The sequence below is a fragment of the Hymenobacter sediminicola genome (assembly GCF_014250515.1).
Classification (GTDB): Bacteria; Bacteroidota; Bacteroidia; order Cytophagales; family Hymenobacteraceae; genus Hymenobacter; species Hymenobacter sediminicola.
Window position 1 is genome coordinate 3,145,883 of the sequence record NZ_CP060202.1, and the last position, 13,711, is coordinate 3,159,593.

Consider the following 13,711-nt stretch of genomic DNA (forward strand, 5'->3'; position numbering starts at 1 on the left):
CAGATTACACTGCTTTTTACCTCTTATTTTAGAGCCCGAAACTGGATAGGCAGCGTGTAGGCGACGCGCACAGGCTGGCCCTGCACGCGGCCGGGCATCCACCAGGGCATGATGCGGACAAGGCGTAGCGCTTCTTCGTCGAGGCCGGCGCCGAGGCCTTTTACCACCTTCGCATCCTGGATCCGGCCTTCTTCATCGATGATGAAACTGATGTGGACTTTGCCTTCCAGGCCTTTGCGCAGCGCCTCTTCGGGGTAGCGGATTTTGTCGCGCAGAAACCTCTGAAACGCCGGAGCGCCGCCGGGGAAGGCGGGCATTTGTTCGGCAATGTTGTACACCATCGGTACTGCTGCGGCTCCGGCTGCGCCAGCTTCGGGTTGCGTAAGGGCAGTAGTGCTGGCGGTTTGGGCTAGTAGCGGGCCAGCAAGCAGCACACACCAAGGCAGCAGAACAAGAATACGGAACATAGGAACGGGGCGTAACAAGTTGGCCGACAAAGCTACTTCCACCGCTAAGCGCGACTGTAACGCCAGCGTTATGCTTGCGTTGTGCTTCTGTTGGGTGCAGAAACCGTATCCTTTGGCAGCCAAAAGCTGTATCTTAACTACAGACCACTTCGCTCACTCTACTCTTACTGCTATGTCAACCCTGCCGTCTCCTGATAACGTGCGCCCACCCCAAAACCTGTCCGATGCCTCCCTGCGCCAAGCGCTGGACGAGTTGGACAGCAAAATCCGGACGTTACAAAACCGTGCGCATGCCACCACGGCAGGCGCCACGCACACCTACCACGAGCACATTGCCAGCTTGGAAGCCAAGCGCCACAAGCTGCAGGAGCGCCTGGGCCCCGCTTCCGAGCAAAACGCGGCCTCACCTGCCAACGACTCGGAGCGCAATACCTGGGACGAAATCTGGCGCGGCATCGAAAACCTGCGCGAAGATCTGCGTAACATCATTTAGGGCAGTTCCTGCTTTTACGCTGCTCTGCGTATCATAGCGGCACCTCGTGGGAGGTGCCGTTTTTTGTTGTGTAGGAATATCATTCGGCTGGGTGCCGGGCAGAAGGCCCAACGGGTCAGAAGGGATTTTGTGCCGTTCGGCCGCCGGATTTACCGTTCGCTCAAAAGCAGTTTCGGTTGGGCTGAGGACCGGCTAGGTTTACATCATCAATCAACCTTTCTCCTTCTTCCGCCATGAACCTGACCGCTACCCTCCGCCCGATTTTTGCCGCCCTGCTTTTCTCCGTTGCCTCCGTTGCCGCCTCTTCGCCAGCCCTGGCCGCGGCCCCAACCACCACTGCCAGCACCGCCGCCGACACTCCGGCCGCGCACCCCAACTTCACGGTGCGGGTAGTGGGCAAGGGCAAGCCCATGCTGCTGATTCCGGGCCTGACCTGCCCCGGCGCGGTGTGGGACGAAACGGTGGCCCGCTACCAGAGTCAGTATCAGTGCCACATCATCAGCCTGGCTGGTTTCGGGGGCAATGCCGCCCCGGCTTCCACGGACCAGTTGCTGCAAAACGTGCGCGACCAGCTACTGACCTATATCAAAGCGCAGAAATTGAATAAGCCGGTGGTGGTGGGCCATAGCTTGGGCGGGTTCATGGGCCTGTGGTTGAGCACCACGCAGCCCGATGCCATTGGCCAGCTGGTTATCGTCGATTCGCTGCCGTTCCTGGCGGCCGTTCAGAATCCGGCCCAGACGGTGGAAGGTGCCAAGCCCATGGCCGAAGGCATGCGCCAGCAGATGGCCGCCGGCAAGATGACCATGCCCCAGGCCCGCCAGATGAGCGCCGGCATGGTAACGGACACGGCCCGCATGACGCAACTGGCCCGCTGGAGCGTGGCCTCCAGCCCCGCCGCCGTAGCCCAGGCTATGTACGACCTGTTCACAACTGATTTGCGCCAGGATATTGCCCGCGTGCAGCAGCCGGTGCTGGTGCTAGGCGCCTGGGCAGCCTACAAGCAGTATGGTTCAACCAAGGAAAGCACCCGTGCCATTTTCGAGCAGCAGTACGCCAAACTGCCCCAGCACCGCATCGAAATGTCGGAGGCAGGCCGCCACTTTCTGATGTATGACGATACAGCCTGGTTTTTCCAGCAGACAGATGGTTTTCTGAAGCAGCATTACGTGACGAAGAAGTAAATCGGTAACTGCCCACTTATCTTGCTCCCGCTGTTATTCGGGCTCGGCCGGCACTATCGGGGCCGGGCCCGAATGCAGCGTTTTATTCCTGCCGCAACTGGCCTGCTTATGTTCTTCTACGCCTCAGTGCCCGCCCCCAGCCGCCTCTACTGGCGCGCGCAGCTCAGTGGCTGGACGCTATATTTCTGCTTCAACCTAGCCATTTTTTCTGCTTTCGGGCGCTTTACGACGGAGCTGCTGCTGAATGTAACGGCCATTGTGCTGCCGATGATAGGCCTCTCGCACTGGTTGCGCTACCACATCCTGGCCAATGGCTGGGAGCGGCTGGCACCAGTACCGCTGGTGGGGCGCCTGCTGGTCACGAATGCGTTGCTGTCGGTGCTGAGCCAAGTCATTATCTGGGCGCTGCTGATTTGGGTAGTGCGCCCTAGTCCGGATGGCAAGCCGCACGGATGGGCGCAGTTCATTGGCTATTCGCTCAACGTCAATTTTGTACTCTGGCTGTGGTCCGGCTTCTATTTCGGCTGGCACTTCTTCCACCGCTACAAGCAGGCCGAAGTGGACAAGTGGAAGCTGGCCGCTGCCGTACGCGAAGCCGAAATGCGCACCCTTAAAGCCCAGATCAATCCGCATTTCCTCTTCAACGGCCTCAATAACATCCGGGCTTTGGTGACGGAAAACCCGGCCCGTGCCCGCGACATGATGACGCACCTCTCGGATTTGCTGCGCTATTCTATTCAACTGAACTCAGCCGAGCAGGTGCCGCTGGGCCGCGAGCTGGAAATAGTAGAGCACTATCTGCAGTTAGAAGCCCTGCAGCTGGAAGAACGGCTGGATTACTCCATCGACGTGGACCAGGCCGCGCTGCCCGTGCTCATTCCGCCCATGACGCTGCAGCTGCTCGTGGAAAACGCCATCAAACACGGCCTCGCACCCCGGCCCGAAGGCGGCTTTATCCGGCTCACGGCTCAATTGGATGGGGCCGGCCAGCTGCATATAGCTGTGCGCAACACTGGGCGCTATCAGCCGCAGCCAGAGCACGACGGCGTGGGCGTGCGCAACGCCCGCGAGCGGCTGGCGCTACTGTTCGGGACCGAAGCGCATCTGCACATCGGTAACGACCCCACCGAATCTGACACGGTAGTAGCCCAGCTGCGCCTGCCCGTACGTGCCGCTACCGCCACAGTCGCTGCTTAGCCGTATTTTCTGTTACTCTATCCCATTTTCCCGTGAACGTTCTGCTCGTTGATGACTCCCGCCTGGCCCGAACCGAGCTGCGCCACCTGCTGCAAGCTTTTCCCGATGTAACGGTGGTGGGCGAAGCCCGGCACGCTGCCGAAGCTCGCGCCCGCCTGCAGGACCTGCGCCCCGACCTGCTGCTGCTCGATATTCATATGCCCGGCGAAACGGGATTTGAGCTGCTGGCGTCGCTGGAAGCTGCCCCACACGTCATCTTCACCACTGCCTACGACGAGTACGCCCTGCGCGCTTTTGAGGTGAATGCGCTGGACTACCTGCTCAAGCCAGTGCAAGAAAACCGGCTGGCAGCCGCTCTGGAAAAAGCCCGCGCCAAGCTGCTGGCTCCGGCTGTGGTTGAAGCTGTAGCCGCACCCGCGCAGTCCGTTCCCGACGAGCCCCCTCCTACTCTGCTCACCGAGCACGACCAGGTGTTTGTGAAGGATGGTGAACGGTGCTGGTTTGTGCGGCTTTCCGACATCCGGCTCTTTGAAATCAACGGTAGCTACACCCAGATTTACTTCGAGCAGCACCGCCCGCTTATTCCGCGCACCCTGCAGCACCTAGAGCAACGCCTCGACCATAAGGTGTTTTTCCGGGCCAACCGCCAGCAGATTATCAACCTGAAATGGATTGAGAGCATTGAGCCCTGGTTCAGCAACACGCTCAAAATCCGGCTGCGCGGTGGGCCGGAAGTGGAAGTTTCGCGCCAGCAGTCGGTACGGTTTCGGGAGCTTATGAGCCTGTAGGATAATGTTGGGATAGTGTATCTTTTTTCATGCAACCGTAGTACACAGGGCATTACCTCACCTTTACCACGCGCAGCCATGAAAAATCTGCTATCCATACTTTCCCTCGCCGCCCTCGTTAGCCTCGGTTCCTGCGCCCAGGACCGGGTGACACAAAGCGCCAACCCTCGCGGCTACGGCACCGTGAAAGTCAAGCCGGAAAAACGCAAGAACAACAAGGCCCGCTTCTACAAGGAGCGCAACCCCATCGACCTAGGAATTGACCTGTCGCCGCGCAAGCCCACCCAGTACGAAACCGTGAAAGCGCCCAAGAAATACAAGTACAGCAAAGTCGGCTGGTAGTATTCTACCCATAAAAAAGGGCTGCCGGATGTACTCCGGCAGCCCTTTTTGTATGCTGTCATTTGCTATTCTGCCGGCTCCCGGAAGCCAACCCAGGTGAAACGCTTAATCACGAATTCAGGGTTGGTGAACGAGGCGTTGCCGGCCGGATTACCACCTGTCACGTGAAAGTCAGAGAAGCCGGCGGCCTGGTTCACGTAAATGTTGCCGGTCAGGTTGAAGCTGACGGGCGTGCCGGCTAAACTCATTTCATCCATAATCTGCTCTTTCACGGCGCTGTTGGTGGTGTAGGCGCCGCACGAAATAGCGCCGTATTCGCGCGCCAGCTGCGCCGCCAGCCGAATGCTTTCCTGCGTGTCTCGGGTCCTGATGACCAACATAATAGGCCCAAATAACTCCTGGCTGTACTGCTCTATCCGGTCGGCGCTGATTTCGTGGATGCAGGGCGAGCAGGTGCGCGCATTCTTGAATGTGGGGTGCTCCACGGAGCCGTGGGCCAGCACGCTACGGCCACCATCGAGGGCCAGCTTCTGCACCCGCTCGTGGGTATCCCGGTTCTGAATAGCGCCCAGCACGTGCGGCCCGGCCTTGGGGTTTTGGGCCAGCCCCGTAACGGCGGCGGCCAGCTTCTGCACCACTTCCTCGTAGGGCACCTGCTGCTCCCCAACCCGCATGCCGCCGGCCGGAATGAAGAAGTTCTGCGGCGCCGTGCACATCTGCCCCGAGTATAGGCTCACGGAGAAAGCCAGGTTCTGCGCCACCTTATCCAGGTCGTCGCAGGAGTCGAGGATGACGCTGTTGACGCCGGTTTTTTCGGTGAAGACCGTTTTGCCCTTCAGTCCTTCAAGGTACTCGCCAAACTGCGCGCCTCCCGTGTAGTCGATGAGCTTCACGGCCGGATTTTCGGCCAAGTCCTTCCCAATGAGGTGGTCGGCGGCATCCACGGCCAGCTGGCAAATGCGCGGGTCCAGGCCGTAGTCGGCCAGCACCTTCTGCACTTCGGCTACCACAATGGCAATGGGCAGCACGGCTTTCGGGTGCGGCTTGATAAGCACCGGATTGCCAGTGACGAGCGAGGCGTACATGCCCGGCACCGAGTTCCACGTCGGGAACGTGGAGCAGCCAATGACCAGCCCCACGCCTTTGGGCACGGCGCGCCAAGTTTTGTGCAGCGTGAGGTTGTATTTGCCCATAGGCTTTTCCCAGCGCGTTTCTTCCGGGAAGCGGGTCTGCTCCTCGTAGCCGGCCGCAATGGCCTCCAGTGCCCGGTCGGCGGCGTGCGGCCCACTGGCCTGAAACGACATCATGAACGACTGCCCGGTGGTGTGCATGGTGGCATAGGCAATTTCAAAAAACCGCTGCCGGATGCCTTCCAGGCTTTCTGCAAGCAGCGCGGCCCGCTGGGCCGGCTTCAGCTTGCGCCACGGCCCAAAGGCGGCTTCGGCGTTACGAACCAGCGTGGCCGGCTCATAATACGGGTACTCGATGCCCAGCGCCTCCTGCTCATACGGCGACTCTTCCTGCCCTACCCAGCCGGCCGGCTCGCCCTGCCGCAGCTCGGTGTAGCGCTGGTGGCGACGGGCCTCGAAAGCGGCGCGGCCGTTGGCATCGGCATCAGCGCCATAAATTTCGGGGGAAGGATTTTCGGGAAAAGCAGCGAAAAACGTGCGGCCGTGCAGGGCCTGGATGGCGGCGTCGAGGGCGGGCTGGTGCTTACGGGTAGCTTCGGTCATTGGGGGGTGAAGTAGCGGCGGGAAATTGAAGGCGGATTTCGCGGAGTTGATCGAAAACCGGAAACGTGCTTAGCGGGAACGGCTGGCGAAGTGGTTAAATTTACGGAATCAGCCCCGCTACGTTTGCCCTGATTTTGCGGCATCCATCGGCTGCAGCAATTCGTTTATCCTGAATCGGATCCGCTTTTTCCCTATCGATATGTTTCCACGGCTACGCGCACTGTCAATTACTGTTTTGCTAGGCTGTTTGCTGGCCCTGGGCTCGACTTCAAGCCACGCGCAGGCTACCTATGGCCCGCTCACCGCGGAAAACGCCGCGCCCACTACCCAGCCCGGCACGCTGGTATTTAAACTGCGGCCCGAATACCTGGCCCAGGCCAGCCTCACGCAGATTGCGCTGCCCCGGCTGGAAGCTACCCTGCGCCGCTTGGGGGCCACACGCCTGCGCCAGAAGTTTCCGAAAGCTCTGCCGCCTGACCCCAAGAGCCCCGAGGCCGTGGACCTGCGCCTAATCTATCAGGTGTGGTTCGGCTCAGAAACTGTGCTGCCGAAAGCCCGCTTGGCTCTGCAGCAAACCGGGGTGCTGGCCTACGTGGAGCCACTCTACAACCGCGCGCCGCTGTACATGCCCAACGACCCGCTGGCCGACTCCACCAACGTCAACGGCCAGCTCCACCTGAAAAACATCCGGGCTTACCAGGCCTGGGACGTAGCCAAAGGCGACACAACGGTGGTTATTGGCATTACGGATACCGGCTTTCGGCTTTCACACGAGGACCTTGACGGACAGTGGCAGCGCAACCGCCAGGATCCACCCGATGGCATCGACAACGACAATGACGGATTCGTGGACAACTTCCGCGGCTGGGACTTCGCCGACGACGACAACAACCCGTCCTCCGATTCCTATCAGCAGCCCCGGCACGGTGTGCACACCAGCGGCTGCTCCTCGGCCCGCCCCGACAACGCGCGGGGCCTGGCGGGCGTGGGCTTCAACTGCCGCTTTCTGCCCCTGAAAATATACCCCAGCACACCCGGCGGCAGCTTTTCCGGCTTTGAAGCCATTGTGTACGCCGCCGACCACGGCTGCAAAATCATCAATCTAAGCTGGGGAGCGGCGGGTGGCCGCTCGCAGTTCGAGCAGGATGCCATTACCTACGCCGCCGTAAACCGCGACGCCGTAGTGGTGGCCTCGGCCGGCAACACCAACGCCGAATTGGACTTCTACCCTGCCTCCTACGACCATGTGCTGTCGGTGGGCTCCAGCAGCGCTACCGACGTCAAATCCGGCTTTGCCACCTTCAGCCGGCGCCTTGATTTGGTAGCGCCCGGCGACGGAGTGCTGACCACGTGGGGCGACAACGACTCGGACTATATCCGGGCTACGGGTTCGTCGTTTTCGGCACCACTGGTGGCGGGAGCGGCTGGACTAGTACGGGCGCGCTTTCCGCAGTTGAATGCCGCACAGGTACGCGCCCAATTGCGCCGCACCACCGATAATATTGACCTACTGCCCGGAAATGCGGCCTATCAGGGCAAGCTCGGAACGGGCCGCCTGAACGCATACCGCGCCGTGCAAGCCAACGACCAGCGGGCCGCCCGCATCACGCAGCGCATCTTTGCGCCCGCCAAAGGCGCCTACCAGCCCGCCGACACCATCCGGCTGACGGTGGAAGTAGAAAACCTGTTGCTGCCAGTGCAGAACCTGACGCTCACCGTCACGTCGCTGACGCCGTACCTCACGGTGCGGCAGGGCTCGTTTGCGGCAGGCGCGCTGGCTACGCTGGCGCGGGCTTCCAACTCGGCGGCTCCGTTTCGGCTGGCGGTAGCGAGCATCGTGCCGCTGAACACGCGGGCCGTGCTGCGCTATCATTTCGCGGATGCGGCCACCGGCTATGAGGAAGACCAGTACGCCACCATCCTGCTCAACCCCGATTATGTGGTGCTGAATGCCGGCGACCTGGCCCTTACGCTCACCAGCCGCGGCAATATTGGCTACGACGGGCTGGGCTCCGACCTGGGCGAAAGTGTCAGCTACCGGGGCGGCGCACCGCTGCTGTATGAAGGCGGCTTGCTGCTGGTCACTGGCGCTACCCGCGTATCCAGCCGCCTGCGCAACGACCGAAACACCGCCGATACTGATTTCTTCAGCCTGACCCAAACTGCCCTGCGCCGCCAGCCGCTGCGCGCCGACCAAGAAGCCAGCGGCCTACTACAGGACTCGTTGCCGAGTGCTACACGCAACCGTACGGTGGGCGTGCAGGTGCGGCAGCGCGGCTTTGCTTGGGCGCAAGCCCCACACCGCGACTACGTGATTCTGGAATATCAACTAAAAAACGTCACGCCCGACACGCTGAAACCGCTGTATGCAGGTCTGTTCATGGACTGGGACGTGGTGCCCGAATACGGCCGCAATGTGGTGGCCTGGGACTCGGTGCGCCGTCTGAGCTATGCTTACGATGCCGGTAGCCCTACTACCTATGTGGGCCTGAAGTGGCTGAACGGTGGCACTGCTACTTGCTATGCCATCAATGTAAATGCGCCAGCCGGCAGCCCCGTGCAGCTTTCCAACGGCTTCAGCCGTAGCGAAAAGTACCTGACCCTCAGCAACGGTACCCGCCAGAGCACCACCGGCCTGCCCAACGGCACCGATATTGCGCATGTGCTTGGCGCCGCGCTGCCCCGCCTCGCCCCCACCGACTCAGCCGTGGTAGCGTTTGCCGTGCTGGCCGCTCCCAGTCTGGCCCAGTTGCAAGCCGCCGCCGATGCTGCTCAGACACGCTACAATCAGGTACTGCCTACCCGCCCGGCCCTAACGGCTGGTGAGTGGCAGCTATATCCAAATCCCGCTTCCGGACATGTGCGCCTTGAAATACCGGCCCGATTCGGAGCCCAGGAAATGCAGTTGCTGAATCCGCTGGGACAAGTGGTTCGGCGGGTTGCTATTGCTGGCGCTGGTGCTTCGCTGAATGTGAGTGGGCTGCCGGCTGGGCTGTATATGGTGCGAGTGCAAGGCGCAGCCGGGACACTGGTTCGGCGTCTGCTGGTACAGCCGCAGTAGTAACAACTATTGCACAGACTGTTGCTGTAGGCGAATGCACTTCGCCGGAAACGATAGACGCTACACTTATTATATCTGCCAAAGCTCTTCCCAGCTTGTTGTGTACAAGCTGGACCGCATGGCGCTGCGCCCTTTCCAGACAGCGCTTCGTGAGGCGACGCCGGCTGCCGCATAGCTCACCCGCCCTCGTCCGAACCGCTGGTTGAGAGTATCTACTGCTGCCATGAGTTGGGGCCGGTTCCGCTGGTCAGATGCAGTAACAAATAGATTCGTTTGTACCTGACCGGCTGCTTCCAAGCCACAGAACATTACGCCAGCACGGGTGTAGACAGTTCCGGGCCGCCAAAGCCGCAGAAGCGCACTATGTGCAGCCTTCAGCAGCTCTCCGGTATCGTTGGTTGCTATGGGCAATGTGAGTGTGGTGCTGACCGTGGCTGGGCCAGACCGGGCTTTGTACCGGTCAGTACCAAGCAGCACCGTGACAAGATGGGCGGCCAAATGCTGCTGGCGTAGCTTTTCGGCGGCACGGCAGGCAAATGTGGCTACGGCCTCTTGCAGCACTTCAGCGGCGTGCTGGGGCCGCCCAAACGAACGGGTGCATACGACGCTCCGGCGCTGGCGGCCACCAGCAGGCAACAGGCAGCCATCTTCGTCCAGCGCATGCGGATCAAAATCCAGGCAGGGATGCCCGTGCAATTCGTGCCACAGCCGCACTCCAGTAATTCCTCCTAATTGCCGGCGGACCCAGCTTTCGGGTTGCGCAGCCAGATCAGCAGCCGTTTCGATACCATACTCCCGCAGTTTGGCCGCGTAGCGCCGTCCAATGCCCCACACGTCCTGTATAGGTGTCTGGGAGAGTGCTGCAGCGCATTCAGACGCGGTTGTCAGCACTACAGCCCGCTCCGTGAGCGGCTGCTTACGGGCCAGACGGTTAGCGAGTTTAGCCAACGTTTTGGTAGGGGCCACACCCACGCAAGTCGGGATACCTACGTGGCGCTGTACAGTATCCCGAATCAGCAGCGCATAGGCCCGCACATCGGGTGCGGTGTAGCGCAGACCTGCCAGATTCAGAAAGGCCTCATCGATGGAGTATACTTCTACCTGTGCCGAAAAACCCGTGAGCACCTGCATTACACGCCGGCTCATGTCGCCGTAGAGGCCGTAGTTAGAAGAAAATACCGCTACTCCATGCTGCTCCAGCGTAGGGCGCACCAAATGGTACGGCTCACCCATCTTCAACCCCAGCGCCTTCGCCTCATCGGACCGCGAAATAAGGCAGCCATCGTTGTTGCTGAGCACCACCACAGGCTGGTCTGCCAGCGCCGGCCGGAATACACGCTCGCACGAAACATAAAAGTTGTTGCAATCTATCAGGGCATACATAGGGCGGGCTAGGCTTGCTTGCGGTGCCACTGCCGCAGTGGTGTAGCAGCCGGGCGGCCTTCCAGCGCATGTATTACGTGTGTCACAACGCCCCAAACTTCCAGACGGGCATCAGCCAGGAGCTCCAGAGAATCATACCGGTCGTTTTCGGCTTCCAGCCAAGCGCGGCCGTTTCGTAGTCGTAGCCGCTTTACAGTATGTTCACCCTCTACTACTGCCACCACGATACTACCGTCGCAGGCAGTTAGGGCACGGTCTACGGCTATCAGGTCGCCGGGGTGGATGCCAGCCCCGGTCATGGAGTCACCAACGATACGAGCCAGGAAGGTAGAGGCCGGATTGCGGAACAGATGCTGGGTCAGGTCTAAAGGTGCATCTAGCTGGTCATCGGCGGGCGACGGAAAGCCGGCGGGTATGGGGCAGGCGTACAGTGGCAGCTCGGCGGGCAGCAGCTGATGCGCAGGAATGCAATACAGGATGGCGTTGCTCATAGCGGTAAGCACCGGGGAAAGAAAACCCGGCACCGCTATTTACTAATAATTTTAGCAAATACAGTCATCTACCCATCTTCGCTCAGTAAATCCGGCAAGCAACTGAACATCGTATATAGGTATTAAAATTCTATTAAAACCCATTTCATGGCACTATTTGTCCAAAAATTGCACAACTAATTTTTTTGGAAAAGAGGAAATATGTTTATCTTTGGATATGTCGAAAGTAAAGCTTCCCGTTCCGCCTCCCATGCAGCAATACGCCCGCTGCATAGACGCCTCGCGCCGCCCCGCCGACCATGTAGGTGACTGGCCGGAAGCCGGCCGCGTGTATCCTATTCAGTTGCGTCGCAACGCCCGTACCGGTCTGCCGCAGGTACACGTGCTTGGCTTCTATGCCGAGCGCCCGTACGGTGCCTTTGCTCAGCACCGGTTTGAAACTGTGGTGCAGCTCTGGCTCAATTAGTCTATCTGCTTTTTCAACGCAAAGCCCGACCTCCCTGCTACACGTAGCTGGGAAGCCGGGCTTCTTTTTGGTAAGTGGCTATGAGCCACAGATGGTATTAGAACAGCCTAGACAACTACCGCTGTGCTTCGGTTTTAGCTTCTTTCCCTATTTCGATAGCCGGCGTGTCCTTCGCTTCTCCAAACAGCACTTGGTCGCCGAGATTATAGATTTCCTGAATATCGTGCAGGATATGCTCGAAGTCTAGATTCAGATCTTTGAGCAGACCGGTTTTCAGGTCGAATACCCAGCCGTGCACTGTAGGATAGCCGTTTTTTAGGTACGCCTGCTGCACCACCGCCATCTTAATAACGTTGACGCACTGCTCCTGCACATTCAGTTCAACAAGTCGGTCGTAGCGCTCCGTGGTGTCCTCAATGGCGTCCAGCGTCGTGTGGTGTAGCCGGTACACGTCGCGGATGTTACGCAGCCAGGGATTCATAATTCCCAGATCCTTGGGCTGCATAGCTGCCTTTACGCCCCCGCAGCCGTAGTGCCCACACACCACAATGTGTTTCACGCCCAAATGAGCCACGGCATATTCAATGACCGATGTGGCGTTCAGGTCGATGTTGATGACCAGGTTGGCCACGTTACGGTGCACAAATACCTCACCTGGCGCCACACCCATCAACTCCTCTGCTGTCACGCGCGAATCGGAGCAGCCGATATACAGATAGTCCGGCTTCTGGTCGGCAGCGAGGTGTTGGAGGAAATCGGCGTTGGTAGCTGTGTTTGAAGCTACCCACTGGCGGTTGTTCTCGAAGATTTCGTCGTACGTTATCATAGAAGTAACATACGATTTTTGCTATCAGACGATGCGCTGCTCACCAAATTTCTATCCAGCCTGCTACTTTCCACCGTCACGATAGTGCCAGAAGATGCCCGCGTCGAAAGGAGTCCAGAAGGCAGCCCGCTGGCCGGCCGCCTTTAGCGCCTCATTGGCCCAGCTGTTGCAGGTATAAAACAAGTTGTAGGTGCGCTTGGCCTCATAAAATGCATCGTGCTGGCCGTAGCTATGGCCCTGTATGTGCTCTACACGGCCCTGCACATCATAATCGAAGCTGTTGCGGATAAACTCAATCAACTGGCTGTACTGGGCCGGCGACAAATAAATTTTCACGCAGTCGGACCCTTCGACAGGCTGATTGTGGAACGTGGTATGCATGGCCGACTCGCCCAGCCAGAACATAGCTTTAAAGGCCGTACTGGGCTTTAGCTCGGCCCAGGTCGGCGTGTCGAGATAAAACCCCTTGTCGCCCCAGCCAAAGCCGACGTAGCGCATGCTGGAATCGGCGGCGGGCGTATCGGTGTAGCGCACTAGCTGTGTCCAGTCCATTTGCGCGTTCCGGACGGGCACCACAATATCGGTATGCACGCCATTAGACAGCACATACGCCTCAATAGCATCGGGGGCAGAATGGCCACGCTTGCCTACCGGCACGGCCGAAAGCCCCACGGCAGCTACCCCATACAGCACCAGCGCCCCCACAATACTCCCCCCCGCGTAAGCGGCTCCTTTGGCTATTTTTCTGAGTGTACTGGGCATGAATGAGCGTAGCTACGGTTGGGGTCAAGCTCTCATACGCAAGCTCACGAAAAAAGCCGCCTGCGTTCTATATTTGAGGAATTCACTTTTGCCATGCCCCAATCCGAAGACCAGATTTACAGCATTCCGGCCCCATACCGCCGCATGGAAAACATGCACATTGTGTTCTGGCTACTCAAGGACATCGGGTGGTGCATGCTATGGAAGCCACTGGGCCTGAGCATGATTGTGCCCACCCTGACAATTGCGCTTATTATCACGTGGCGCACCCGCAGCATGAAGGCCGAGTTGGCGCATAATTTGGCCATCGTATTCTGGATTTCGGCCAACTCCTACTGGATGATCAGCGAATTCATTGGTTTTGATACGGCGCGAGTGTGGGGCGAAATTACCGGCAAGCATCTGGCGCTCATTCCCTTTTTCACGGGGCTCGTCATTCTGCTCTACTACTACCTCGTGCAGAAGCCGCGGGAGCACCGGGCGGAGCAAGTAGCTACGTTGTAGAACCCGGCAGCCTT

At 59.4% G+C, this 13,711-nt stretch carries 14 protein-coding genes; 8 read left to right on the top strand and 6 right to left on the bottom strand.

Translation table 11 applies throughout. From position 1 onward, the window contains the following. Window positions 1-23: 23 nt before the first annotated feature. Window positions 24-467 carry an energy transducer TonB gene (locus tag H4317_RS13420; protein WP_185887093.1) on the bottom strand — a complete coding sequence of 148 codons (444 nt, stop codon included), beginning with the start codon at window positions 465-467 and terminating at the stop codon, window positions 24-26. Between the two features lie 172 nt (window positions 468-639). On the opposite strand from H4317_RS13420, the gene H4317_RS13425 reads away from it, so the two are divergent. The 5 genes from H4317_RS13425 (at window position 640) to H4317_RS13445 (ending at window position 4,471) form a co-directional block, all read left to right on the top strand. Continuing rightward, window positions 640-960: a sll1863 family stress response protein gene (locus tag H4317_RS13425; RefSeq protein WP_185887094.1), complete on the top strand. Its 321-nt coding sequence runs from the start codon at window positions 640-642 to the stop codon at window positions 958-960. A 233-nt stretch (window positions 961-1,193) separates the two neighbouring features. Beyond that, window positions 1,194-2,144 carry an alpha/beta fold hydrolase gene (locus H4317_RS13430; RefSeq protein WP_185887095.1) on the top strand — a complete coding sequence of 317 codons (951 nt, stop codon included), beginning with the start codon at window positions 1,194-1,196 and terminating at the stop codon, window positions 2,142-2,144. A 21-nt stretch (window positions 2,145-2,165) separates the two neighbouring features. Next, complete coding sequence (locus H4317_RS13435; protein WP_185887096.1) at window positions 2,166-3,341, top strand: sensor histidine kinase; 1,176 nt, start codon at window positions 2,166-2,168, stop codon at window positions 3,339-3,341. 32 nt (window positions 3,342-3,373) lie between these two features. Next, window positions 3,374-4,129: a LytR/AlgR family response regulator transcription factor gene (locus H4317_RS13440; RefSeq protein WP_185887097.1), complete on the top strand. Its 756-nt coding sequence runs from the start codon at window positions 3,374-3,376 to the stop codon at window positions 4,127-4,129. A 78-nt stretch (window positions 4,130-4,207) separates the two neighbouring features. Next, complete coding sequence (locus tag H4317_RS13445; protein ID WP_185887098.1) at window positions 4,208-4,471, top strand: hypothetical protein; 264 nt, start codon at window positions 4,208-4,210, stop codon at window positions 4,469-4,471. Between the two features lie 65 nt (window positions 4,472-4,536). Here the strand turns inward: H4317_RS13445 and paaN are convergent, their stop codons facing one another. Further along, window positions 4,537-6,204: a phenylacetic acid degradation protein PaaN gene (gene paaN, locus H4317_RS13450; RefSeq protein WP_185887099.1), complete on the bottom strand. Its 1,668-nt coding sequence runs from the start codon at window positions 6,202-6,204 to the stop codon at window positions 4,537-4,539. A 199-nt stretch (window positions 6,205-6,403) separates the two neighbouring features. Here paaN and H4317_RS13455 point away from each other — a divergent pair, with 199 nt between their 5' ends. Further along, on the top strand, window positions 6,404-9,265 hold the full coding sequence (locus H4317_RS13455; protein ID WP_185887100.1) for a S8 family peptidase: 2,862 nt from the start codon (window positions 6,404-6,406) through the stop codon (window positions 9,263-9,265). Between the two features lie 69 nt (window positions 9,266-9,334). Here the strand turns inward: H4317_RS13455 and H4317_RS13460 are convergent, their stop codons facing one another. Both H4317_RS13460 and H4317_RS13465 read right to left on the bottom strand, forming a co-directional pair. Next, complete coding sequence (locus H4317_RS13460) at window positions 9,335-10,648, bottom strand: Y-family DNA polymerase (RefSeq protein ID WP_185887101.1); 1,314 nt, start codon at window positions 10,646-10,648, stop codon at window positions 9,335-9,337. Window positions 10,649-10,656: 8 nt separating this feature from the next. Continuing rightward, window positions 10,657-11,139, bottom strand: a complete 483-nt coding sequence (locus H4317_RS13465; protein WP_185887102.1) for a LexA family protein — start codon at window positions 11,137-11,139, stop codon at window positions 10,657-10,659. A 217-nt stretch (window positions 11,140-11,356) separates the two neighbouring features. On the opposite strand from H4317_RS13465, the gene H4317_RS13470 reads away from it, so the two are divergent. Next, the gene (locus H4317_RS13470) at window positions 11,357-11,605 is read left to right on the top strand and encodes a hypothetical protein (protein WP_185887103.1); all 249 of its coding nucleotides are present in this window, start codon (window positions 11,357-11,359) and stop codon (window positions 11,603-11,605) included. A 115-nt stretch (window positions 11,606-11,720) separates the two neighbouring features. On the opposite strand, the gene H4317_RS13475 is transcribed toward H4317_RS13470, so the two are convergent. Next, window positions 11,721-12,431, bottom strand: a complete 711-nt coding sequence (locus H4317_RS13475; protein WP_185887104.1) for a carbonic anhydrase — start codon at window positions 12,429-12,431, stop codon at window positions 11,721-11,723. A gap of 63 nt (window positions 12,432-12,494) precedes the next feature. Then, entirely contained in the window at window positions 12,495-13,193 is a 699-nt protein-coding gene (locus tag H4317_RS13480; protein WP_185887105.1) for a TIGR02117 family protein, read from the bottom strand. 93 nt (window positions 13,194-13,286) lie between these two features. On the opposite strand from H4317_RS13480, the gene H4317_RS13485 reads away from it, so the two are divergent. Then, window positions 13,287-13,697 (top strand): hypothetical protein, encoded by a 411-nt coding sequence (locus H4317_RS13485; RefSeq protein ID WP_221899161.1) that lies wholly within the window; start codon window positions 13,287-13,289, stop codon window positions 13,695-13,697. Window positions 13,698-13,711 lie beyond the last annotated feature (14 nt).

Excerpts from the sequence above, each read along its gene's own strand:
- H4317_RS13475 (WP_185887104.1), bottom strand. The coding sequence starts at position 12,431 with ATGATAACGTACGACGAAATCTTCGAGAACAACCGCCAGTGGGTAGCT.
- H4317_RS13420 (WP_185887093.1), bottom strand. The coding sequence starts at position 467 with ATGTTCCGTATTCTTGTTCTGCTGCCTTGGTGTGTGCTGCTTGCTGGC.
- H4317_RS13480 (WP_185887105.1), bottom strand. The coding sequence starts at position 13,193 with ATGCCCAGTACACTCAGAAAAATAGCCAAAGGAGCCGCTTACGCGGGG.
- H4317_RS13465 (WP_185887102.1), bottom strand. The coding sequence starts at position 11,139 with ATGAGCAACGCCATCCTGTATTGCATTCCTGCGCATCAGCTGCTGCCC.
- H4317_RS13425 (WP_185887094.1), top strand. The coding sequence starts at position 640 with ATGTCAACCCTGCCGTCTCCTGATAACGTGCGCCCACCCCAAAACCTG.
- paaN (WP_185887099.1), bottom strand. The coding sequence starts at position 6,204 with ATGACCGAAGCTACCCGTAAGCACCAGCCCGCCCTCGACGCCGCCATC.
- H4317_RS13445 (WP_185887098.1), top strand. The coding sequence starts at position 4,208 with ATGAAAAATCTGCTATCCATACTTTCCCTCGCCGCCCTCGTTAGCCTC.
- H4317_RS13470 (WP_185887103.1), top strand. The coding sequence starts at position 11,357 with ATGTCGAAAGTAAAGCTTCCCGTTCCGCCTCCCATGCAGCAATACGCC.
- H4317_RS13430 (WP_185887095.1), top strand. The coding sequence starts at position 1,194 with ATGAACCTGACCGCTACCCTCCGCCCGATTTTTGCCGCCCTGCTTTTC.
- H4317_RS13485 (WP_221899161.1), top strand. The coding sequence starts at position 13,287 with ATGCCCCAATCCGAAGACCAGATTTACAGCATTCCGGCCCCATACCGC.
- H4317_RS13455 (WP_185887100.1), top strand. The coding sequence starts at position 6,404 with ATGTTTCCACGGCTACGCGCACTGTCAATTACTGTTTTGCTAGGCTGT.
- H4317_RS13460 (WP_185887101.1), bottom strand. The coding sequence starts at position 10,648 with ATGTATGCCCTGATAGATTGCAACAACTTTTATGTTTCGTGCGAGCGT.